Raw genomic sequence first — 22,517 nt, 5'->3', positions numbered from 1 at the left:
TTCCGTATTATGACTCCAAGGATAAGCGAGCGTTGATTGCAACCTTCGATTTGTCCATGAACACACAGCATGTTCACAGGAGACAGCAATGCGGCGCCACGCGACATCCGATATCAGTTTGCATTATCTCGATTTCCACGCCGGGCCGGGGCAGGGCGATCCCGTGTTCCTGCTGCATGGCCTCGGCTCCTGCGCCGAAGACTGGCGCCCGCAGATCGATGCGCTGGCTGGCAAGCACCGCCTGATCGTGCCGGACCTGCGCGGCCACGGCATCAGCCCCGCGCCCGACGGCGCCTGGCGGATCGGCGACTTCGCCAACGATCTGTTCAATCTGATGGACCAGCTCGACTTGCCGCGCGTGCACCTGGTCGGCTTTTCGCTGGGCGGCATGGTGGCGCTGGAAGTGGCCAACCGCGCGCCGCACCGGGTCGCCTCGTTGTGCCTGATCAACTCGCAACCGTTCCAGGGCGGCAAACCCGCTTCCCTGCTGTTTGCCTACTGGCTGCGCCGCACGGTGATCGCCACCTTCGGCCTGAAAGCGATGGGCAAGATCATCGGCAAGAAACTGTTTCCCGAGCCGGCGCAACAGGCGCTGGTCGAACGATTTGCCGCGCAGATGGCCGGCATGTCCAGGCGCGCCTACCTGGCCGCGCTGGACGCCATTTTCCACTGGCACATCACGCTGCAGGCGCAGGCCCTGGCCACGCCGCTGCTGATCGTGGCGGCCGACCAGGACTACACGCCCGTCGCCAGCAAGCACGCTTTTGCCGCACAGTTCCAGCATTGCGAATTCCAGATCATCGCCAATTCGCGCCATGCGACGCCCCTGGACCAGGCGCCGCGCGTCAACGCGTTGTTGCAGTCCTTCCTGTCCTTACCGCCACATTCAAAATAAACGGGCCGCCTGCCGCACCGGCAGGGGCGCGCTTGCAGTGCTGACAGACAGTGCCCGCTGCGTGCGGCGGGCAGCGTGACGCCTGGTCATCCTGGAAGCGTGCCCTTGTGCATGCCGCAGCGAGTTCGATAACAAGGAGACCTCATGAAACCTGCTTTGAAATTGCTGCCCGCCGCGCTGGCCCTTGCCGGCGCTTTCACCATTGCCCTGCCTGCCCAGTCCCAGGAGAGCGCCGCCTCGGTTGACGACCAGGAAGCCCGGGAGCGCATGGAAACCGTCACCGTGTCGGCGCGCCGGCGCGAGGAACGCCTGCAGGATGTGCCGCTGGCCGTCACCGCGTTTTCCGCCAAGGCCCTGGAGCGGGCGAATATCCAGAACCTGGCCGACCTGCAGGAACGGGTGCCGAACCTGACGGTCTATGCCTCGCGCGGCACCAATACCACCCTCACGGCGTTCATCCGCGGCGTGGGCCAGGCCGACCCGGTCTGGGGCGTCGATCCTGGTGTCGGCATTTATTTTGACGATGTGTACATGGCGCGCCCGCAAGGCGCCCTGCTCGATGTGTTCGACGTGCAGCGCATCGAAGTACTGCGCGGGCCGCAAGGCACCTTGTACGGCAAGAACACCATCGGCGGCGCCATCAAGTATATTTCGCGCCCGCTGGCAAAAGAAAACGGCGCCTCGGCGGAAGTGGGCATCGGCAATTATCAGCAGCGCAACGTCAAGGCGGCCTTCAACCTGGCCAGCGAGAACGGCGTGTGGCGCGCGCGCCTGGCGGCGGCCAAGCTGGACCGGGACGGCTTCGGCCGCAACACGTATAACGGCGAACAGGTCAGCGACCAGGACAGCACGGCGGCGCGTGTGTCGGTCGGCTATTTTCCGCAAGACATCCCCCTCAGCATCGTGCTGAGCCTGGACGCCACCGATGACAAATCGGGCGTGCGCGGCTTCCAGCGCATGGGTACCAGCGCCTTCGATCCGCTGCGCCGTCCGCCATCGAAAGACGCCTACGATATCGAAAGCGGCATGCCGGGCAACAATTTTACCCACAACCGCGGCGGCTCGCTGGTGGCCAATTATGCGCTGTCGAACGACTGGTCCATCAAAGCCATCGGAGCGAAACGGCGCAGCAACTCCGAACAGACCATCGACTTCGACGGCCTGCCGCAGCCGATTGCCGATGTGTTCGGCGACTCGCGCGACGAGCAGAAAAGCCTGGAACTGCAAGCGTCGTACAGCGGCGATCATGGCTCCGGCGTGATCGGCCTGTACCGCTTCGAAGGCACGGCCGGCGGCGGCATCTACAACAATTTCCTGGGCCGCCAGTTCACCTCGGCCGTCAGTACGGTCGAGACCGACAGCACGGCGCTGTACACCGACTGGACCTGGCCGCTGGGCCCGCTGTGGAGCGTCAATGCGGGCCTGCGCCACACACGGGAAACCAAGCGCGCCATCGTGCTGAACCAGGTGTTTGCCGACGCCGGCTTTACGCGGCCGGTGCAGAACGCGGCCGACTTCGATAAATCCCTGTCGGTCAGCAATACTTCGCCCAAGCTGTCGCTGCGCTACCAGGCGTCCGCCACGACGAATCTGTATGGCAACGTCTCGCGCGGCTTCAAGTCGGGCGGCTACAACGTGCGCGCCAATAACCTGGTGGTGGCCGATTCGGCGCGGCCTTACCGCGATGAAACCCTCGACGCGCTGGAAGTGGGCATGAAGTACGCCGCGCCCGACGACACCTTCGACGTGAACGTGGCCCTGTTCCACAACCGCTACAAGGATATCCAGCTGTCCGTCTTTACCAGCTACACGCAGCCGGGCGGCTTGCCGGGTTTCTATGGCGACTTCACCAATGCCGGCAAGGCCACCGTGCAGGGGGCCGAATTCGAGTTCTCATGGCGACCCAACCGGCAATGGGAAGTCAACGGTTTCCTGGCTTTTCTTGACGCCAAATACAAGGAATTCATCAGTGGTGGCCAGGATATCGCCGCCACGCAAAAATTCAGCAATACACCGCGCAAGCAGCTGGGCTTGAACCTCAGCCGCACCGACCGCGATGTGCTGGGAGGAACGTTGCGCAGCATGCTCGGCTATGGCTACCGCAGCAAGGTCTACCCGACCACCGACCTGAGTGCAACCCTGGCCCAGGGCGGCTACGGCTTGTGGACGGCCGGCGTGGTGTGGGAAGGCGCAAAACACTGGACCTTCAGCCTGCATGGCAGCAACCTGGGCGACAAGCGCTACCGTACCGATGGCTACAACATTCCCGCCGTGTATATCCTGGACGGCTTCTACGGCCCGCCGCGCCAGGTGATTGCCAAGGCCGGCTATAAATTTTAAGCAGCAGTAATCACTCCAAGGAGACTGGCATGGTTTACAAGTACCTGCGTTACTGTTTGACGAGCTTGATCGCCGCCTGCGGCCTGCTGGCGGCGCTGCCGGCCTCGGCCGGGCAATGGGACTTTGGCCTGTATGCGAGCCTGTGGGGCTCGCGTGAATACCAGGTCTGGCTGCCCAGCAACTACAACCCGAACACACCGTTGCCGGTGGTGCTGATGCTGCATGGCTGCGGTTCCGAGCCGAACAGCATGGCGGCCGTCAGCCGCTACAACGCGCTGGCCGACAGCGAGCACTTTATCGTCGTCTATCCGCGCCAGAACGCCAGCGCCAACCCCATGCGCTGCTGGAATTTCATGCTGCCGCTGAACCAGGAGCGGGGCACGGGCGAGCCTGCCGTGCTGATGGGCATCCTCAACAAGGTGAAGAACAAGTACGCGGTCGATACCCGGCGTGTGTACGTGACGGGCATCTCGGCCGGCGGCGCCATGGCCTCCATCATGGCGGCCTGCTATTCCGACGTGTTCGCCGCCGTGATGGTGCATTCGGGCGGCATGTACAAGGGCGCCACCGGCCTGGTGACGGCGGCCGATTCGCTGTTCAACGGCAGCACTTTCGATCCGAAAGCAAGGGGCAGGGATGCCTGGCAGTGCTCGGGTTCGCCGCGCCGCTTGATGCCGACCATGGTGTTCCACGGCACGGCCGATATCGTGGTCAACCCCGTCAATGGCGAGCAGACCGTCGAGCAGTTCCTGCAGACCAATGACTACGGCGACGATGGCCTGGACAATGACAGCGTACGCTACCGTGCCGACAGCATCGTGCGCCAGACGGTGCCGTATGGCCGCAGTTACACCATCGACACGTACGTGGCCCACGGCGCCGTGATCGCGCAGAAATATACGGTCGAAGGCATGAACCACGCCTGGAGCGGCGGCCCGCCGGGCTGGCCTTTCAGCGATGAGCTGGGTCCGGACGCGACCACCATCAGCTGGAATTTCTTCAGGAACTACCAGCGCTGAACGCCGGCCTTATTTCAGCAGCCGCTGCATCATGATGTCGAAAAAGCGCGGCTGGCTTGACGCCAGGCAGACCTGGGCGTTGGGCTGGCCCTTGGCCTCGCGCGTAAAACCGTCATTGGTGACGGCAATGCGCAGCGGCGTGGTGGGGCAACTGGCGGGATCGATCAGCCAGGTGACGGGCACCACGTCGAACAGCGACGGCATGTTGCTCGACCACGGCTGGTAGCTGTCGATCCACTGATGGTAGAGCAGGGTGACGGCGTCGGTCAGCGGCGAGCCGTGGCCGAAGATGGCGTTGCGTTCGACTTCGTCGAGGCGGATCTGGGTCGAGTCCAGCGGCATCATGACGATAGGCACGCCAGCGTTGAACAGCGCTTGCGCACCGGCAATATCGGAGACGATGTTGTATTCCTTGTCGGCCGGACGCACCGGCACATACTGCGACTTGCGGTAGCCGGCCCGCACCGAGCCGCCCATCATCACCACCTGTTTTACTTTGCCAAACGCGGCCTTGTCGCGGGCGATGGCCGCGCCGACATTCGTGAGCGGTCCCAGCGCCAGCAAGGTGACCTGGCCCGGCTGGTGCGCCACTTCGCGCAATATGAAACTGGCGGCGTCTTCCGGCGCCCTCCCCGGCGCCTGCCCGCGCAGCGCATAGCGCGCCTGGGTAAATGGCGTGGGATTGGCGGTGGCGGCGCCTTGCGCGACGGGAATGCCGCTGTGGCCTGTTTCACGTAGAAAACGTTCCAGCAAGCGCGTGCGCAAGGCCGTGTCGCCCCAGGCCGTGGTAATGCCGACAATCTCGATATCGGGACTTTGCAGCAGCAGGGCCAGGGCAAACGCGTCGTCGATATCGTCGCCGATATCCATGTCGACAATCACTTTATGGGGAGCATTGGGCGCGGCTGGCGCGGCGCTGGCAGCGCCGGACAGCAGCATGCCGGCAAGGAAAATCGGCAGCAGGACCGCGCGGCGCGGCAACAGGGAATAGCAGGACATGGCACACCTGGAGAGAGGGGAATGGCGGCGATTTTAGCAGCGTGCTGTACGGCAAGGGTTTGATTGCTCGCGTTTGTTTTGCGACTGGCCCATAATCACGTCAAAGCTGGTACGAACAAGACAGGGATGGTTGCGTGGAAACAGATGAACTGAAAGCCAATGATGTGGCGCTGGTGCAGTCGATTGCATCCGTGCCCACCATCATGCGCGTGATCGCGGAAAGCACCGGCTTGCGCTTCGTGTGCGTGGCGCGCGTGACGGAAACGTCGTGGACCACCTGCGCCGTGCTCGATGGTCTGGGCTACAACCTGGCGCCCGGCGACGAGCTGGTGCTGTCGAGTACCTTGTGCGACGCCGTGCGCACGCGGCAAACCGCCATCATCATCGACAGCGTGGCCGCCAGCGACCTGTACCGTGACCACCCGACGCCGAAGCAATACGGCTTCGACAGTTATTTTTCGATTCCGCTGTACTGGCAGGACGGGCAATTTTTTGGCACGCTGTGCGGTCTCGATCCGGAACCCAACACCCTGGCGTCGCAAAAGGTGCGCGACTCGCTGCAGCTGTATGCGGAACTGATTTCCCTGCAGCTGGAAACGGGCAAGCGCATGATCGACACCGAAGGCGCCTTGCTGGCCGAACGCGAAACGGCCGAGCTGCGCGAACAGTTTATCGCCGTGCTGGGGCACGACTTGCGCACGCCGCTGGCGTCCATCGTCAACGGCGCGGAATTGATCAAGCTGATGTCGCCCGGCAACAAGGCCAGCAAGGTAGCCGAGCGCGTCGCCCGCAGCGGCCACCGCATCGGCGGCCTGGTCGACGACCTGATGGACTTTACGCGCGGCCGCCTCGGTGGCGGCATTCCGCTGGCCATGGTCAGCACCGCCATCCTGGGCACGCAACTGGCGCATGCGGTGGCCGAACTGGAAAGCGGCCATCCGGGCCGGCGCATCCACAGCGAGATCGATTTGCAATGCGAGCTCGTCTGCGACCCCAGGCGCCTCACGCAATTGCTGTCGAACCTGCTGGTCAATGCCTTGATCCATGGTGACGCCAGCCAGCCCATCCACGTGACGGCGCATTGCCGGGACGGCAAGCTGCTGATCGCCGTCGCCAACCAGGGCCAGCCGATCGCACCGGCCACCCTGGAGCGGCTGTTCCACCCCTTCTGGCGCGGCAACCAGTCCAACCCCGGCACCGCCGGCCTGGGGCTGGGCCTGTACATCGCCTCGCAAATCGCCCGCTCCCACAAGGGTGAATTGAGCGTCAGCTCGACCGACGCGGGGACCGTGTTCAGCTTCAGCATGGCACTGCCGTCATGACTGCGACTGGCAAGACTAGTTGCTAAAAATCAAGTATCACCCCGCCTTCCCGTGGCATTGTCGTTTTTTCAAGGCAAGTTCCGGAGGCGGCGATGGACGGTGGCGGCGACGATTTTCCAGCATTTTTCGAGCAGGACCATGCCCTGGGCGCAAACCGCCCTCTGCGCTTGCGCCTGGCGTCCGCGCCTGACCTGCCAGCGGGCGCCTTGATACCGCAGACCGTGTTTGGCCGACAAGCCATTTGCGGCGGCATCGCGTATCGCCTGCTGTGCGTGTCGCGCCATGCCGGCCTGCCGCTGGCCAGCCTGATCGCCTTGCCGGCCGCGCTCGATATGGTCACCGACCAGGGCCAGCTGTCCAGCGTGTGCGGCATCGTCACCGAAGCCAGCGCCGGCGACAGCGATGGCGGCCTGGCCAGCTATCAGCTGGTATTCACCGATGTATTTTCCATTATGGAAAAGCGCGTCAATACGCGCGTGTTTCGCCGCCAGAGCGATATCGAGATCGTCCAGCTGCTGCTGGATGAATGGATACGCAGCAACAGCATCCTGGCCCATGCCTTTCAGTATGCCTATGCGGATTTTTTTGAAGCGGAAAGCTATCCGCAGCGCGAATTCGTGATGCAGCATAACGAGTCCGATGCGGCCTTCGTGCGCCGCTTGCTGGCGCGCAGCGGGGTGGGCTGGTTTTTTCGTGCCGGCAACCCATGCCCGGCCCATGCGCCGGCGGCACCGTCGCACACCCTGGTACTGTTCAACCATGCCGATGGCTTGCGGCAGAGTGCGGCGGGCAGCGTGCGCTACCATGCGGAACGGGCTACCGAAGAGCGCGATACCCTGAGTGCCTGGAGCGAGGTGCGTACCTTGCAAGCGGGAAAGGTTACGCGTCATCGCTGGAACGAGGAGCATCCGCGCGGACGTGCCTTCATGTCGGCCGAGATGACGGGCGGCATGCACGGCAATGCGCTGGCCGCCACGCTCGACGATTATCTGGTGTTGCCGCCACGCACGGCGCAAACGGGCGCCTCGGACCATGAAGAGCTGTGTCATCTGGGCATGCTGGCGATGCAGCGTCACGATTACGCCAGCCATTGTTTCCATGCCGAAGGCAGCGTGCGCGACCTGTGCGCGGGCGCATATTTCACCTTGCTTGGCCATCCCGATATCGACCGCTTGCCTGCGGTTGAACGCGACTTTGTCGTCACCTCGCTGCAAGTGGCCGCGCAGAACAATCTGCCGCAGGCGCTGGCCGCGCGCGTGCGGCGCTTGTTCGAGCGCAACCGCTGGCTGCAGGAAGGCGATGCGCTGCTGCAACGCGATGTCGACGCCATGGTGGCGCACGGCCCCATGCGCATGCATGTCGCCTTGACGGCCGTACGGCGTGGCGTGCCCATCGTGCCGGCCTATGATCCCCGTACCGACCTGCCGCCGCTGGCCATGCAAAGCGCGCTGGTGGTGGGGCCGGCAAATGAAGAGGTGCATTGCGATGCGCATGGCCGGGTGAAAGTGCGTTTTCCCGCCACCCGCCTGGTTGACCATCAACATGCGCGCGGCACCGGCGCGGGCGATACCGACGCCGATTCCGCCTGGGTGCGCGTGGCGTCGAGCTGGGCCGGCAACGGCCCTGGCAGTGGCCGCCAGTGCGGTTTCCTCGGTTTGCCACGGGTGGGCAGCGAAGTCTTGCTGGCGTTTCCAGGCGGCGACCCGGACCTGCCGGTGATCGTCGGCCAGCTGTATAACCACAGCGCGCAGCCGGTAGCCCTGTCCGATGCGGGTGAGTTGCCCGGCAACCGCTATTTGTCGGGCATGAAAAGCCGTGAAATCAAGGGCGGGCGTGCCAATCAGCTGCGCTTCGATGACAGGCAGGGAAAGATCAATGCCCGGCTGGCCAGCGACCATGGCGTTTCGCAATTGAACCTGGGCTGGCTGTCACGCGAGCGGCTCAGTGGCCAGGATGGCCAGGGCGCAGCGCGCGGCGAAGGCGCGGAACTGCGTACCGACGAACAACTGTCGCTGCGTGCCGGCAAGGGCATGCTGCTGTCGGCCTGGCAGCGGCTCGATGCGGAAGGCGGCCAGATGGCGCGCGGCGAGATGCTGGCGCTGATGGACAATTGCCTGGACCTGTTCCGCTCGCTGGGCAGGTACGCGGCCAGCCACGAGGGCGGCAAGCATGAAGAACAGGCGCAGCAGGAACTGCGGCAGGACCTGAAAAACTGGGAGGGTGCCAGCAATACCGAACCGCGCGCCGAGCCCGGCGGTGCGCCCGTGATCGCCGTCACGGCGCCGGCCGGCATCAGCTTTGCCAGTTCCAAGGCCATCATCAGCTATGCCGCCAGCAATATCGATACGGTGGCGCAGCAGCATCTGCAATGGGTGGCGGGCCTGGGCTGCAGCGTGAACGCCGGCAAGGGCATTTCCCTGTTTGCCCATGCGGACGGCCTGCGCGCCATCGCCCATCACGGCAAGCTGCTGCTGCAAAGCCAGCACGACGACACCGATATCAATGCAGGCAAGAATCTCAAGCTGACGGCCAGCGAGGGCAAGGTCACGGTCATGGCCGACGAGATCGTGTTGATCTCCAAGCACGGCGCCTTTATCCGCATCGCCGACGGCATTACCGTGGGCAGCGAGTCGCCACTGAAATTCAACGCGCCCAGCTTTGCCTTCGGCGACGCGCAAACCATGGAAGCGCAATTGCCGGGCTTTGCCGATGCCCCGGCCGACCAGCAATTCATCTTTCAGTATGAGGACGACGACGGCCAGCAGGAACCGCAACTGGCGCCGCAAGCTTCGTTTGAAGTAAAACTTGGCGATGGCTCGACGGCGGATGGACTCAGCGATGCGGCCGCCAAGAGCGAGCTGCTGGAGCGTGATGTCATGCACCTGGCTGGCATCGAAGTGTTCAATAACAAGGATGGACAACAGCGGGGGCGAGGATGAGCAGCTATCCGAAAGTACCGTATGTGGTGGGCAAGGACATGACCATCCTGCAGTGCGAGCGCACCGCCTGCAAGAAGGTGATGATACGCCGCAATTTGCCGGGCAATATCATCATCGTCCATGGCGTCAACGACCTGGGAGTCAGCTACAAGGCGGTGGAACACGGCCTGTGCGAGGGCTTGAAGGAGCGCCTGGGGCGCGGCTTCACGCCGGCGTCCTACCGCATGCCGGTGGCCGCCGACAAGGACAAACTGGAAGAAGACCCGGACGCCGTGTTTTTCAAGCGCAATTTCAACGAAGAGACGAACAGCCCCGTGATTCCGTTCTACTGGGGCTACCGTGAGGTGGGGGACAAGAGCGGCACCATGAATGGCCAGTATATCGACCGTTACGGTAACAGGCTGGACAAGGATCTGTCGAAAGAGGGCGGCCCTTTCGGCAACGCCACCAGCAGCCTGCCCGACATGTGGCGCCGTGGCATTTATGCGCCGCTCGATCCGGTGGGTGACGCCCTGCGGCCTTTGCGCACTGCCCCGGGCCGCATGTATATGGTGCTGGCGGCGCAGCGCTTGGCCGCGCTGATTTCCATGATCCGCGATTACGATCCCGGTGACACCGTCAGCATCGTTGCGCACAGCCAGGGCTGCTTGCTGTCGCTGCTGGCGCAGGCCATGCTGATGGAGAAGGGACTGGCGCCGGCCGACACCCTGATCCTGATGCATCCGCCCTACAGCCTGGTCGACGAAATTCCCTCTTTGATGAAAATTCTCAGTTCGCTCGATGGCGGCGAGGATGCGGCCATGCTGCCCCATTATCATTTGCTTGATGGCATGCAGACGCTGGCGGCGCGGCTGCAGACCCTGGTCAATATCGTGGCGGGAGTAGGCAAAGGCGGTGGCAAGGCGGGTGCGCCGGTCTTTGCCGGTTTGAAGGAAGACCAGCATCGTGGCATGGTCGGCAGCGGCTGGAAAGCGGAAGCGGACCGCGACAACCGAGGCAAGGTGGTCCTGTATTTTTGCCCTGAAGATATGACGGTCGCGCTTGACAATATCCAGGGCATGGGCTGGGATGGGGTGGCTGATGTTGCGATGGGGAGCGAGATCGCGACCGAAGAGAAAGTCTACGATGATGACGGCCAGAGAGGCGTTCTCAGCAAGCAAGTGGTGCGTGACCATGTGCGCAAACCGCTGGAGGAATTAGGTCAGCGTTTTTACCAGCGCGTATTCAGCAGCAAGGAAAGGCTGGACCCTGCGACAGGAAAAAATGCGGTGTCGTTGGTGGGAAAGCCGCCACCGTTCGATTTTCCTTTACGGCTGCAGACGGAAACAGAGCAGTCGCACGTGGATGTCACGCTGCGTAGCGATCGTGCGCAGCACAAGCAGGTCGCCTGGCCTATCAACAGCAAACTCGGCAAGACGGAACAGCGCAATGGCATCCGTACCATCACGGGCGAGGCATTGCTGAGGCCTGTGCCAGCCGACCTGCGCGGCATGTCGCAAATCGATCCTGCAGATATTCCGGCTACGTCGATGATGAAAAATCGCAAGCCGACAGATCGGGGGCCGGTCGAGGAGGTTGATCCCTGCGAAGCGACGATCGCCCCGACCAGCGGGCGCGGCATGCAGCTACGCAGCGAGTATCGACCTGATCCGCGCGGCTCTCAGAAATTCCCCGATGAGGAAGAGGATCTCAGCGCACGTGAGCTGGTCTTGATGACGGCAAGCTATAACAAGGAGAAAGGGCTGGACAAGAAACCCGAATTGGACCGCCGCACCGTCGTCTCTGCAAAACGCCAGATAGATAGCAAGGTCTTGGCCAAGATTGCTGAAAGCCCGAATGAAGCGCGCCTGCGCTGGCAGCGTGAAGTGAGCGCCAAATCTTTTCATAGTTCGATTATCGGCAGCGCCAAAAACCATAGTCAGGTAACGGCGTATGACGTGGCCATCGGCAGCGGCAAGGCCAGTTCGGATCCGAAGTTTTATGCGTATTTGTGTGCGGTGGCGGATTGGCGGGTGAAAACTCCCGGCCCTACTGACAAGCCGAGGGATGGAATACTGTTGGCGCAAGACTTTCGTACTTTGCATGCCGTGTATCTGGCTGTCGAGCCAGCATGGAGGAAAGTAATCATCAACGGAAATATCGATTATTACAACAGCGGTGTATTGCCTGCAGGACTGCCATTGCTGTCAGGTGGCTTGTGGAAGATCGTCATTTCTCAGACAAAAAATCTGAAGGTGGTGACTTAAAAGCCGGCGGAAAAATAAACATCAATGTCGTTCGATGCAATCTTGCTCAAAGGTGATAATCATGATGCTGCGTCTATTCTGGTTTTTATCGGTAGTGCTGGTTTTGATTGTCGGAGTGTTATGGATAGGCGCTGCCGCGAAGAGCGACACCCGTCAGCAGATATCTGAGAAGCTGTCGGCAGAGGCAAATGCCAAGTCCAGTGAACAGACGCAACGCGAGTATGTGCTGGAGGTGATCGGCCTGGGTGTCACGCTCGACAAGTACCGGCAAGGCAAGCTGTGGGATGCTCTGCAACAGGGAAGTCCTTTTACCACCATACGCGAGCAGGATCCCAAGAAATATCCATGGACGGGGACGGACAAGAACGGCAGAAGCGGAACCAGAGCCTATGATGCGCTGGAAAATGGCATCAATTTCACCCCCATCTGCTGGGGAATGCCATCGTTTTATGCTGGCTCGCCCATACTTGATCCTGCTCAGTTGCCGACTCCGAATGAGCCGATAGCCGGACTGGTATCCGGTGCGGAAACAGGTGGCATGCCCATGCATCTCTTTTCGATTGCTTCCTGGAAGCTCGATGAGCATCCCGATGATCTGTTGAACGAAGTGTTTGCTTTTTTTGATGCGCATCCGGATGTCCCTTTTGTGGCGGTGCATTCCGAAGACAGTGTCGGTACCCGCGATGGGAACCGCAAGTCTGGTGATCCGATGAAGCTGATAGATGGCTATTACATCCCCGATATGCCCGATGCCACCGCAGTGTTTATCCTGGCGCGCAGGGAGAGGGTCGCATCCATGCTTCCGTATATATGGGACGATCCTGAAAATAAATTTGTGAATGAGCAGTTGCGGGCCATGTATTACGATTTGAAGAGATCGCTTGCCAGACCGGTCCTGGCAATATGGTCCAGTATCATGATGCCGCGCCAACCCACCGTCCCCGAATGGCTGGCCGCCACCGCCAAATTCGCCCAGCGTCCCGATGTTCGTGGCACCGGCCTGTACCAGTTCAATGCCATCAATCCGTGGATCAACCATCCGCCGCAAACCTGGAAACCGACGCCGTGGTTTCCGATACCGTGGAACCGCGCGCAGATGGAAACCTTCGACCGCCTGCCGTCGTTCGGCTTTGTGCACCGGCCCGTGTTTGTCAAATTCAAGGACGAGAACGGCAAGCCGGTGACGCGCCGTGACGAGCGGCAGAAGATCTTCAACGCGGGCTGGCAGGAAGCGCTGCGGACCTTGCCGGAAGCCGAGCGCAGCAAGGGAGCGGCACGCATTATTGCCGCCACCGGCAAGCAGCCGGCGCAGCAATTGATGCTCGAAGGCATGCTGCACGCGTATGCGGAGCAGGGCGGGCCGGAGATCGACAGCAGCAAGTCAGCGCAGTTCATCAACACCGACCATCGCCTGGGCAATACGGGCGCGGCCACCTTTTTCGTGCAGATGGCCATCGGCGTGATGGGCAGCTACCGCGACGGCGGCGCCAGCGCGGCCATCAACCTGCGCGACCGCGATGAGGCGAGCATCATCTTTATTACGCCGCCGACGGACGCCGTGCGCGAGGAGCAGGCGCCGCGCGAGATCTTCCGCAGCCGGGTCACGCCGTCCGTCGACCCTGCCAACTATGCGGCGCCATCGGTGGAATCCCTGCTGGAAGACCAGGCAACGAAATAGGAGGGCAATCATGCGCAAAGTCATTCGTATGGGCGACGCCACCACGCATGGTGGCAAGGTGGTGTCCTGCGCCGCCAGCCATTTCACGGTGGGCGGCATCGCGGTGGCCTGTGTGGGCGACCTGTGCAGTTGCCCGGTCAAGGGTCACAACGGCTGCACCATTTCCAGCGGTAGCGAACGCCACACCATCAATGGCATTGCGGTGGCGTTCGAAGGCGACCGCACCAGTTGCGGCGCGACGCTGATTGCCGGTGGCGCCACTTATGGTGACACCTGAGTTCCACCTGATCCACCTGCCGCTCATCTATAATTCCCCGACCGACCTCTCAAGGAATTGCATGCAAGTTATTTCCCTGCGTCCGCTGGCGCTGCTGGCCTGGCTGGCCTATGGCGTTTCCGCCAGCGCTGCCGAGCCCGCCGCGCCGCCGACCCGCGCGGCAAGCAGCGAGGAACGCCAGTCGTTCGAGACCTTTTATTCCCTGGCGCATCCCGGTGAAAAAGCCGCGCGCATGCTGTTCGATGTCACGCGCGATGCCTCCGGACGCGGCTGGACCGTCAGCGCCACCACGGAAGCGCCGCCGCACCGGGGCCAGGGCGCATTGTGCCGCACGCATCGCACCAGCTTTGTATTGCAGGGGTCGGGCAAGCAGGCCAAGTGGAAAGAGAGCGGGCAGCTCTATTACGCCTGGCTGGACCGTGGCGCCTGCCGGCCGGTGGCCGAGCCGGTGCGCTTGCTGCAGCGCGTGCCCGATGCGGAACTGGAAGGCGTGTTGCTGTACCAGAAACCGTTGCTGGCGCGGGCACGTCTGCTGATGGCCGGTAATACCGAATGTGCGCCGCTGCGGGCCTTGAATTTCAGCCTGGCGGCGGTCGATGTGGGGGCCTCGCGGCCGCAGGCGCAGGAGCAGTATGCGCTGGTGTTCAGAAGCGACCGCAACAGTTACGCCCGCGTCTGGCTGCGCAGGAGCGGCCAGCAATATGACGCCTGGACGGTGACTTGTCCGCCGGTGCTGTAGCTGCCGTTCGGCACGATTTTCCCGGAAGCACGAATTGAAACGATAATGGCTTCATCACCTATCAACAGGAGCTCAGGATGACTTGGTCGGCAAAGCAATACTCGGAATTTGAAAATGAACGTACCCGCCCGGTGCGCGACCTGGTGGCTGCCATCGCGCAGCGCGAAGTCCACCTGGCGGTCGATCTCGGTTGCGGTCCCGGCAATTCGACCGAAGTGCTGCGCCATCGTTTCCCCGAGGCAGTCATCAGCGGCCTGGACAGTTCCGCAGACATGGTCGCGGCGGCGCGCAAGCGTTTGCCGGCGCTCGATTTCGCGGTTGCCGATATCGCGGCCTGGAACGCGCCACCGGCTGGCAAGGTCGATGTGATCCTGGCCAACGCCTCGCTGCAATGGTTGCCCGACCACGCCACGCTGTATCCGCACCTGGCGGCCCAGCTCGCACCCGGCGGCTGCCTGGCGATCCAGACCCCGGACAACCTCGACGAACCAGCCCACCGGCTGGCGCGTGAAGTGGCGGCGGACGGGCCCTGGTCGGCCACGATCGGCGCGATCCGGCACAATCCGCGCCATGGCGCCAGCGATTATTATGCGATCTTGCAGCCCCATTGCAAACACGTTGATGTCTGGCGCACAACGTATTATCATCCGCTGGCCGGTGCCTCGGCGGTGGTGGAGTGGTTCAAGGGCAGCGCCCTGCAGCCATATCTGGCGCCGCTGGACGATGCGCAACAGGCGGCCTTTTTGCAGCGCTACCAGGAAGCAATCGCCAAGGCGTATCCCGCCCTGGCCGACGGCACGGTGCTGCTGCCCTTTCCGCGCCTGTTCATCGTGGCCAACCGTTAAGTTGGGCGAGATTCGGGGTCTGCTTCCGCACTGACCAGGTCGACATCGCTGCCGCCTGGCTGTAGACTGCGCCTCTTGTTTTCTTCTCTCGGAATGCCGCCATGAATCAACAATCCACTTCCGCCCGCAGCTGGGGCACCGTCGTTACCCATAGCGACGAGATGGCCATCATCTACCGCTATGTCGACACCTTCCATGACGACTGGGACCTGTCGTCGCAGCCGGACCGCATCATCATCGCCTGGCGCTATGAAGACGAGACCGGCATGCCGTCGCCGAACGAGCGCGAGCACATGGAAGAGCTGGAAGCGGCGCTGGCGCCGGTGGTCGAGGAAGAGGGCTTTGCCACCCTGGCGCTGGTGTCGACCGGCGAAAACCTGCGCGAATGGATTTATTACACGCAGTCGGGCGAGGAATTTTTCAACCGCCTCAATACGGCGCTGGCGCCGCGGCCGAAGTTCCCGATTGAAATCCGCAGCGCGGCCGACCCGGCATGGTCGACCTACGCCGGCTTCATGGCAGCACTACCGCAAGGCTGATCAGCCCAGCGCCGCCACCACGATACGGGTCGCGGCCGTGATGATGTCCTGGTTGGTCGGCGCGTTCTTTTGTTCACGCGTGTAGTAGATGGCGATCACCAGCGGCGCTGTCGCGTCGCCGGAGGGGTAGGCGACGCCGATATCGTTGACGCTGCCGTAGGCGCCCGAACCGGTCTTGTCGGCCACGCTCCAGCCGGCAGGCACGCCGGCACGGATGCGCTTGTCGCCGGTGGTGTTGCCGCGCATCCAAGTGTCGAGCTGCTGGCGTTGCGCTGCCGGCAAACTGGTGCGCAGCAGCAGGCCGTCCAGGCTGTGCACGGTGGCCGCCGGGCTGGTGGTGTCGCGCACTTCGCCCGGGATGGCGCTATTGAGTTCCGTTTCCCAGCGTTCCAGCTGGAATACCTCATTGCCGATGCTGCGCGCATAGGCCGTTACCGCCTGCGGGCCACCCAATATTTTCATCAGGAAGTTTGCCGCGCTGTTGTCGCTGGTTTGCAAGGTGGCGGCGCACAGCTCGGCCACGCGCATGCCGGTGGCCACATGTTGTTCCGTGACCGGCGAATAAGTGACCAGTTCCCTGGCTTCATAGCGCACCAGCTTGTTCATCAAGTGCGGGTCGCTGGTGCTGCGCGCCAGCACCGCCGCCGCCAGCATGGATTTGAACGTGCTGCACATGGGAAAGCGTTCGTCGGCGCGGTGGGCGATGCGCGCGCCACTGCCGGTGTGCAGGGCAGACACGCCCAGGCGCCCGCCGGCGGCCTGTTCCAGTGCCGCCAGTTGCGCCTGGGCGTCCGCCGCCGTGGTGGCGTTGGGCGCGGCATGCAATAGCGCTGCCGGGCACAGCAGGGCGGCGCCGGCCAGGATCAGCACCTGGCGGCGGGAATGATTGAGTTCTTCAGACATGGTCGGTCTTCTTTTGATGGGTGGATACGGTGGCCAGCAATTCGCCGATGGCGTGCAGATTGGCCGGTTTGGTCAGGTGATGGTCGAAGCCGGCCGCGCTGGACTGGCTGCGGTCGTCCTCTGCGCCCCAGCCCGTGAGGGCGATCAGCACGGCGTGCGCGCCGGCTGGCGTCCGGCGCAGGGCGCGCGCGACGTCATGGCCGTTCATGCCGGGCAGGCCGATGTCGAGAAACACCACCTCGGGCAGGAATTGCGGCACCACGGCCAGCGCCTGGGCGCCATCGTGTACCACCTGCGTGGTGTGGCCCATGATGTCGAGCACGGCGGCGAGGGTGTCGGCGGCGTCGACATTGTCGTCCACCACCAGCACGCGAAACGGCACGGTCGCTGCTGGCAATGACTGCGGCGTGTCGTCGTCCCTGGCCGCCGGTGCTGGCGCCGCCAGCGGCAGGCGTACCGTAAAAGTGCTGCCCAGGCCGGTGCCGGCACTGGCCGCGCTGGCGCTGCCGCCGTGCAACTCAGCCAGGCGCCGCACCAGCGACAAGCCGATGCCCAGCCCGCCTTGCGCGCGGCCCATGTTCTGGCCCACCTGGGTGAACATGTCGAACACGGTGGACAAGGAGGCGGCCGGTATGCCCACGCCGCTGTCGCGTACGTCGATGTGCGCGTCGTCGCCGGTGCGGCGCGCCGTCAATACGATCTGGCCTTTGGCCGGCGTATACTTGGCGGCGTTGTTGAGCAGGTTGCCGACCACCTGCGCCAGGCGTGTCGGGTCGGCGTCGAGCGGCAAGGCCTGCTCATCGATATTCACCTGCAATTGATGCTGGTTGGCTTCGATCAGCGGCATGCTGGTTTCCACCGCGCTGGCGATAATGGTCTTCAGATCCGTGCGTTCCAGCTTGAGTTCGATCTGTCCGCGCGTGATGCGCGCCACGTCCAGCAGGTCATTGACCAGGTGCACCATCTGGTTGACCTGCCGCTCCATCACGTCGCGCACGCGCGCCACCGTGGCCGGCTTGTCGGCCGCCAGGCGCATGATCTGCAGGCCGTTGCGGATCGGTGCCAGCGGATTGCGCAATTCATGCGCCAGGGTGGCCAGGAATTCGGTCTTGCGCCGGTCCATCTCCGACAGGTCGTCGGCCAGCTGGCGCAGTTGTTTCTCGGCACGTTTGCGCTCGCTGATATCGGTAAACAACACCGTCAGCCTGGTGCTGCCCGGCTCGCCCAGGCGCGCCGCGAAGATCTCGAACCAGCGCTCCATGGCGTGCGCCTCGTCTTCGTACCGCATCGGGTGGCCGGTCTTGAGCACCTGGTCGTAAAAGTCGAACCAGTGCTGGTCGTGCTCGGGCACGAAGCTGCGGATGGTCTTGCCGATCGCGTTCTCCAGCCCCGACTGCTTGACGAAGGCAGGGTTCGCTTCCAGGTAGCGGAAATCGACTGGCTTGCCCTCATCGTCGTACAGCATTTCAATCACGCAAAAGGCCTGGTCCATCAGCTCGATCAAGGTGCTGTAGCGCTCTTCGCTGCTGGACAGCGCGTCTTCCACCTGGCTCTGGCGCGTGATGTCGAGGATGACGCCGGGCAACTGCAAGGGCGTGCCATCGGCGCCATATTCGGCACGGCCGCGCGCCAGCACCGAGTGGTACTGACCATCCAGGGCACGCACGCGGTAGCGCGATTCGAACGGCTGCTGCGATTGCAGCGCCTGCTCGATCTGCCTGCCGACCCGCTCGCGGTCGTCGGGATGGATCACGTCCACATAGCGTGCCAGCGGCGCGGGACCGGAGCTGCTGGTATCGACGGGAAACAGGCGCGCCATATTGCTGTCGACCGTCACCTTGTCGGCCACGATATCCCAGTTCCAGGTGGCCACGTCGCCGGCAGCCAGGGTCATGCGCAAGGTTTCTTCGTTGTGCTTGCTGGCGGTGATATCCAGCGAGATGCCCGACAGGCCGATCACATTGCCGGCCGCATCGCAGGTGCAGGCGCCGCGCATATGCGCCCAATGCAGCGAGCCGTCGGGCCAGCGCACGCGTACTTCCACCTCGACATCGCTGGCGCTGGTGATCGCTTCGTGCACCGCCGCGCGCCAGCGCAGGCGGTCGGACTCGAGCATGGCCGCACTCAGCCGCTGATAGTCGACGCCTTCTCCTTGGGCAAAACCGAAATTGGTCATGCAGGTGGCCGAACACTGCATGCTGCCGCTGCCCAGGTCGATATCCCAGGTGCCCATGCGTCCACCCTGCATGGCCAGCCGCAGGCGCTGTTCCGCCTGCCGCGTGGCAGTCACGTCGGTATGCGAACCGACCCATACGCTGACGGCGCCGTCAGGGCCATATACGGGCAGCATGCGTGCGACGACGTTGCGGTAGCCGCCGTCCGCATGGCGCAGGCGGTATTCGGTGGTGCGCACGTCCGAAGGGTGTGGGTAGGCGGCGTCGGCGATGGCGCGGTCGTCGGGATGCACGGCATTGAGCCAGCCCTTGCCCATCAGTTCAGCCGTGCTCTGGCCCGTGTAGGCGCGCCATGCGGGCTGGTCGGCGTCAAAGTTGCCGGCGGTACTGGTACTCCAGGCAATGTCGCAATGGGCGCCCAGCAGGGTGCGCGCGCGCAGGGCGTTGTCGGCCAGCTGGCGCGCCGCTTCCAGGCGTGCGCTGATGTCGCGGCAGATGGCCAGCACCTGCTGCCCGGATAAGCCATCGGGCGGCAAACGATGCAGCAGCACTTGCCAGCCGTTGCCGGTGGCGCCGCCGATCAGGGTGGCGTCGCACTGCGCCTGGCCATCGCGGCGCGCCGTCTGCAGTGCGGTATCGGCGGCGATATTGTCGCTGGGTATCCACAGCCGGTCCCATCTGTTGCCATGCAGCAGGCGCCGCGCGCTGGGGTTCAGGCCGCTCAAAGTGTCATCGACGCCGATGGTGAAGACCAGGTCCGGCGTGAGATCGAACAGGGACGGTGCCGCATGGCTGGCGATACTGGCAGGCGGGTTCGGGCGGGGTTCGGGCATGGACACGGTCGGCTATGGTACGCGGGCTGCGGCTGCACCGGTATGGGGCAGGGCAGAGCTTGCAATTGTTGCGATATTACAGGCATTTGCTGGCGCGGGCATTTCCGCTTGCAGCCTTATCGCGTTTTTTCATGGCTCTTTTGAGAAGTATGAAAACCACCATGAAAACCACAAAACAGCGGGCTTTGTGGCTGAATAACCACTATCGAGGTGCTTCTTTGGATGAATGATTGTGCGTAGCAACAATATTCTTGCGGCCAAAGACGGGCTTGAATTAAATTGGCGCCTTGTTTTTAAAGTTGGCGTCTGCGAGATATCGAGACGATGCGGCCATGACCGCTGCCGGCAATGGGGCAGCAGGGACGGAGCCAGCGACGCCAGGAGCGGAGGGACATCCGCTCGCGCTGCCGCACCAGAAAGGTGCAGGCGTATGCACAGCGCCGCAAGAAGAAATACCGGAGACAGCCATTCTTCGCATTACTTTTTAACTTCTGGGGAACTCTTCATGATCAAAATGTCCAAGATGCACAAGCGTTTGTGCGCCAAAAGCGCCGCCATGCTTGCCCTTACCGCAGCCTTGCCTATCGGCACGGCCTACGCTGACGAGGCCGCCGCAGATGCAGCGCCTGCCGCCAGCCAGCTTGAAACCGTGACCGTCACGGCCCAGCGCCGCAAGGAAAACATCCGCGACGTACCAGTCTCCGTATCGATGCTGACCGCCCAAAAGCTGGACGTCATCGTCTCCGGCGGCCAGGATATCCGCATGCTGGCCGGCAAAGTGCCTAGCCTGAACGTGGAATCGTCGAACGGCCGTACCTTCCCGCGCTTCTACATCCGCGGCTACGGCAATACCGACTTCAACATTTTTGCATCGCAACCTGTTTCCCTGATTTACGACGATGTCGTGCAAGAAAACCCGATCCTGAAGGGTTACCCGATCTTCGACGTGGCCAACGTGGAAGTGCTGCGCGGCCCGCAAGGCACGCTGTTCGGCCGCAACACCCCTGCCGGCGTGGTCAAGTTCGAATCGGCCAAGCCGAGCCTGGACAAGGTCGAAGGCTATTACAGCGGTTCGATCGCCACCCACAACACCATCAATGCCGAAGGCGCCGTCAACGTGCCATTGAGCAAAGAGTGGGCGATGCGTTTCTCGACCCTGCGCCAGCACCGCGACGACTACGTCGACAACACCTTTACCGGCCAGAAAGATGCGCTGGACGGCTACAACGAACACGCCGAACGCGTGCAAGTGCTGTATGCGCCGAACACCACCTTCAACGCCCTGTTCAACGTACACCAGCGCAACACCACCGGCAGCGCGCGCGTGTTCTACGCCAACGCCATCCGTCCTGGCAGCAATGACCTGGTCGACGGCTTCGATCCGAACAAATCGTTCACCAACGCACCGAACTTCCAGAACCTGCGCACCAATGGCGCCAGCGCCCGCCTGAGCTGGGACCTGGACGGCGTGAAACTGTATTCGATCACCGGTTTCGAACATGTCGGCAGCTACCTGTCGCACGGCGATATCGACGGCGGCGCGCCAGGCATGACCCCGGCGATTCCATTCAATGTGGAAACCGCCGGCGGCATCAGCAGCGTGAAACAGTACTCGCAAGAATTCCGCGCCGAATCGAAAAATGCCGGTCCGCTGAACTGGCAGGCAGGCGTGTACTACTTCAATGAAGACGCCAACGGTTTCTCCGATACCTTCGACACCAATACCCACGTGCTCGCTTCGCATCTGGCCAGCCGCCAGAAAAACACCGCCTGGGCCACCTTCGGTTCGGTCAACTACGCTGTCAACGACGCCTTCATGCTGCGCGCCGGCCTGCGCTACACGAAAGACAAGAAAGATTTCGATACCGTGGTGGCCGACCGCGTGGTGCAAGTCAATCCGACCAGCGCCGATGTCAGCAAATCGAAATTCAACTGGGACCTGAGCGGCACCTACAAGTACACCAAGGACGTGAGCTTCTACGGCCGTGTCGCTACCGGTTTCCGTGCGCCAAGTATTGCTCCGGCAAGCTCCAGCGTGCCGGTCACCGTGGCCGATGCCGAAACCATCACCTCGTATGAAGCCGGCGTCAAGGCCGACCTGTTCGAGCGCCGCGCCCGCGTTGCTTTTAGCGTGTATGACTACCAGGTCAAGAACCAGCAACTGACGGTAGTGGGTGGTAACTCGAACGTCACGCGCCTGATCAACGCCGCCAAGACCAACGGCCGCGGCGCCGAGCTGGAACTGGAAGGTTTTGTCACGCCTAGCCTCAAAATGTCCTTGGGCGGCAGTTACAACTTCACGGAGATCGACGATCCGACCCTGTCGGTGGCCACCTGCCGCAGCTGCATCGTGACCGATCCGAAGAATGCCGCCGGCAACGCCATCATCAACGGCAATGCGTTGCCGCAAGCACCGAAGTGGACTGTGACCGCCACCGGCCGCTATTCGATCCCGATGGAAAACGGCGAGTTCTATGTCTACACCGACTGGTCCTACCGCAGCAAGATCAACTTCTTCCTGTATGAGTCGACCGAGTTCACCGGCAAGGCTCTGGTCGAAGGCGGCTTGCGCGCAGGTTACATCTGGCAAGACGGCAAGTACGAAGTGGCTGCATTCGGCCGCAACATTACCGACACCAAGCGCGTGACCGGTGCCATCGACTTCAACAACCTGACCGGCTTCATCAACGAGCCACGCCAGTTTGGCGTTCAGTTCAAAGGCAACTTCTAATTGCCGATTTCAGGCGCCGGCCTCGTGCTGGCGCCTGC

At 62.8% G+C, this 22,517-nt stretch carries 16 protein-coding genes; 13 read left to right on the top strand and 3 right to left on the bottom strand.

The window, feature by feature from the left end; translation table 11 throughout:
- Nucleotides 1–88: 88 nt before the first annotated feature.
- The 3 genes from Q8L25_RS29410 to Q8L25_RS29400 all read left to right on the top strand — a co-directional run bounded on the left by Q8L25_RS29410 (nt 89) and on the right by Q8L25_RS29400 (nt 4,254).
- On the top strand, nt 89–895 hold the full coding sequence (locus Q8L25_RS29410) for an alpha/beta hydrolase (RefSeq protein WP_308922758.1): 807 nt from the start codon (nt 89–91) through the stop codon (nt 893–895).
- 144 nt (nt 896–1,039) lie between these two features.
- Complete coding sequence (locus Q8L25_RS29405) at nt 1,040–3,235, top strand: TonB-dependent receptor (protein WP_308922757.1); 2,196 nt, start codon at nt 1,040–1,042, stop codon at nt 3,233–3,235.
- 29 nt (nt 3,236–3,264) lie between these two features.
- Entirely contained in the window at nt 3,265–4,254 is a 990-nt protein-coding gene (locus Q8L25_RS29400) for a PHB depolymerase family esterase (RefSeq protein ID WP_308922756.1), read from the top strand.
- Nucleotides 4,255–4,263: 9 nt separating this feature from the next.
- On the opposite strand, the gene Q8L25_RS29395 is transcribed toward Q8L25_RS29400, so the two are convergent.
- Entirely contained in the window at nt 4,264–5,253 is a 990-nt protein-coding gene (locus Q8L25_RS29395) for a nucleoside hydrolase (protein ID WP_308922755.1), read from the bottom strand.
- A 134-nt stretch (nt 5,254–5,387) separates the two neighbouring features.
- On the opposite strand from Q8L25_RS29395, the gene Q8L25_RS29390 reads away from it, so the two are divergent.
- The 8 genes from Q8L25_RS29390 (at nt 5,388) to Q8L25_RS29355 (ending at nt 15,838) form a co-directional block, all read left to right on the top strand.
- The gene (locus Q8L25_RS29390) at nt 5,388–6,575 is read left to right on the top strand and encodes a HAMP domain-containing sensor histidine kinase (protein ID WP_308922754.1); all 1,188 of its coding nucleotides are present in this window, start codon (nt 5,388–5,390) and stop codon (nt 6,573–6,575) included.
- A gap of 92 nt (nt 6,576–6,667) precedes the next feature.
- On the top strand, nt 6,668–9,514 hold the full coding sequence (locus Q8L25_RS29385; RefSeq protein ID WP_308922753.1) for a type VI secretion system Vgr family protein: 2,847 nt from the start codon (nt 6,668–6,670) through the stop codon (nt 9,512–9,514).
- On the top strand, nt 9,511–11,760 hold the full coding sequence (locus Q8L25_RS29380) for a DUF3274 domain-containing protein (RefSeq protein ID WP_308922752.1): 2,250 nt from the start codon (nt 9,511–9,513) through the stop codon (nt 11,758–11,760). Before Q8L25_RS29385 ends, Q8L25_RS29380 begins: the two co-directional genes overlap by 4 nt.
- A 61-nt stretch (nt 11,761–11,821) precedes the next feature.
- Entirely contained in the window at nt 11,822–13,438 is a 1,617-nt protein-coding gene (locus tag Q8L25_RS29375; RefSeq protein WP_308922751.1) for a DUF2875 family protein, read from the top strand.
- Between the two features lie 10 nt (nt 13,439–13,448).
- Complete coding sequence (locus tag Q8L25_RS29370) at nt 13,449–13,715, top strand: PAAR domain-containing protein (protein WP_308922750.1); 267 nt, start codon at nt 13,449–13,451, stop codon at nt 13,713–13,715.
- A 61-nt stretch (nt 13,716–13,776) separates the two neighbouring features.
- Complete coding sequence (locus tag Q8L25_RS29365; RefSeq protein WP_308922749.1) at nt 13,777–14,454, top strand: hypothetical protein; 678 nt, start codon at nt 13,777–13,779, stop codon at nt 14,452–14,454.
- A gap of 77 nt (nt 14,455–14,531) precedes the next feature.
- On the top strand, nt 14,532–15,299 hold the full coding sequence (gene tam, locus Q8L25_RS29360; RefSeq protein WP_308922748.1) for a trans-aconitate 2-methyltransferase: 768 nt from the start codon (nt 14,532–14,534) through the stop codon (nt 15,297–15,299).
- Nucleotides 15,300–15,400: 101 nt separating this feature from the next.
- Nucleotides 15,401–15,838: a DUF695 domain-containing protein gene (locus tag Q8L25_RS29355; protein ID WP_308922747.1), complete on the top strand. Its 438-nt coding sequence runs from the start codon at nt 15,401–15,403 to the stop codon at nt 15,836–15,838.
- Here the strand turns inward: Q8L25_RS29355 and bla are convergent, their stop codons facing one another.
- Nucleotides 15,839–16,741, bottom strand: a complete 903-nt coding sequence (bla, locus tag Q8L25_RS29350; RefSeq protein WP_308922746.1) for a class A beta-lactamase — start codon at nt 16,739–16,741, stop codon at nt 15,839–15,841.
- The gene (locus tag Q8L25_RS29345) at nt 16,734–19,748 is read right to left on the bottom strand and encodes a PAS domain-containing protein (protein ID WP_308922745.1); all 3,015 of its coding nucleotides are present in this window, start codon (nt 19,746–19,748) and stop codon (nt 16,734–16,736) included. The genes bla and Q8L25_RS29345 overlap by 8 nt, the downstream gene beginning before the upstream one ends.
- On the opposite strand from Q8L25_RS29345, the gene Q8L25_RS29340 reads away from it, so the two are divergent.
- Together Q8L25_RS29340 and Q8L25_RS29335 are read left to right on the top strand one after the other, a co-directional pair.
- The gene (locus Q8L25_RS29340) at nt 19,747–19,947 is read left to right on the top strand and encodes a hypothetical protein (RefSeq protein WP_308922744.1); all 201 of its coding nucleotides are present in this window, start codon (nt 19,747–19,749) and stop codon (nt 19,945–19,947) included. The genes Q8L25_RS29345 and Q8L25_RS29340 overlap by 2 nt on opposite strands.
- Nucleotides 19,948–20,253: 306 nt before the next feature.
- Nucleotides 20,254–22,479, top strand: coding sequence for a TonB-dependent receptor (locus Q8L25_RS29335; RefSeq protein WP_308922743.1), 2,226 nt, complete (start codon nt 20,254–20,256; stop codon nt 22,477–22,479).
- Nucleotides 22,480–22,517 lie beyond the last annotated feature (38 nt).

The organism is Janthinobacterium sp. J1-1, assembly GCF_030944405.1.
Lineage (GTDB): Bacteria > Pseudomonadota > Gammaproteobacteria > Burkholderiales > Burkholderiaceae_D > Janthinobacterium.
Note: the sequence above shows the minus strand (reverse complement) of the source record. Positions and strands in the feature narration are given on the sequence as shown.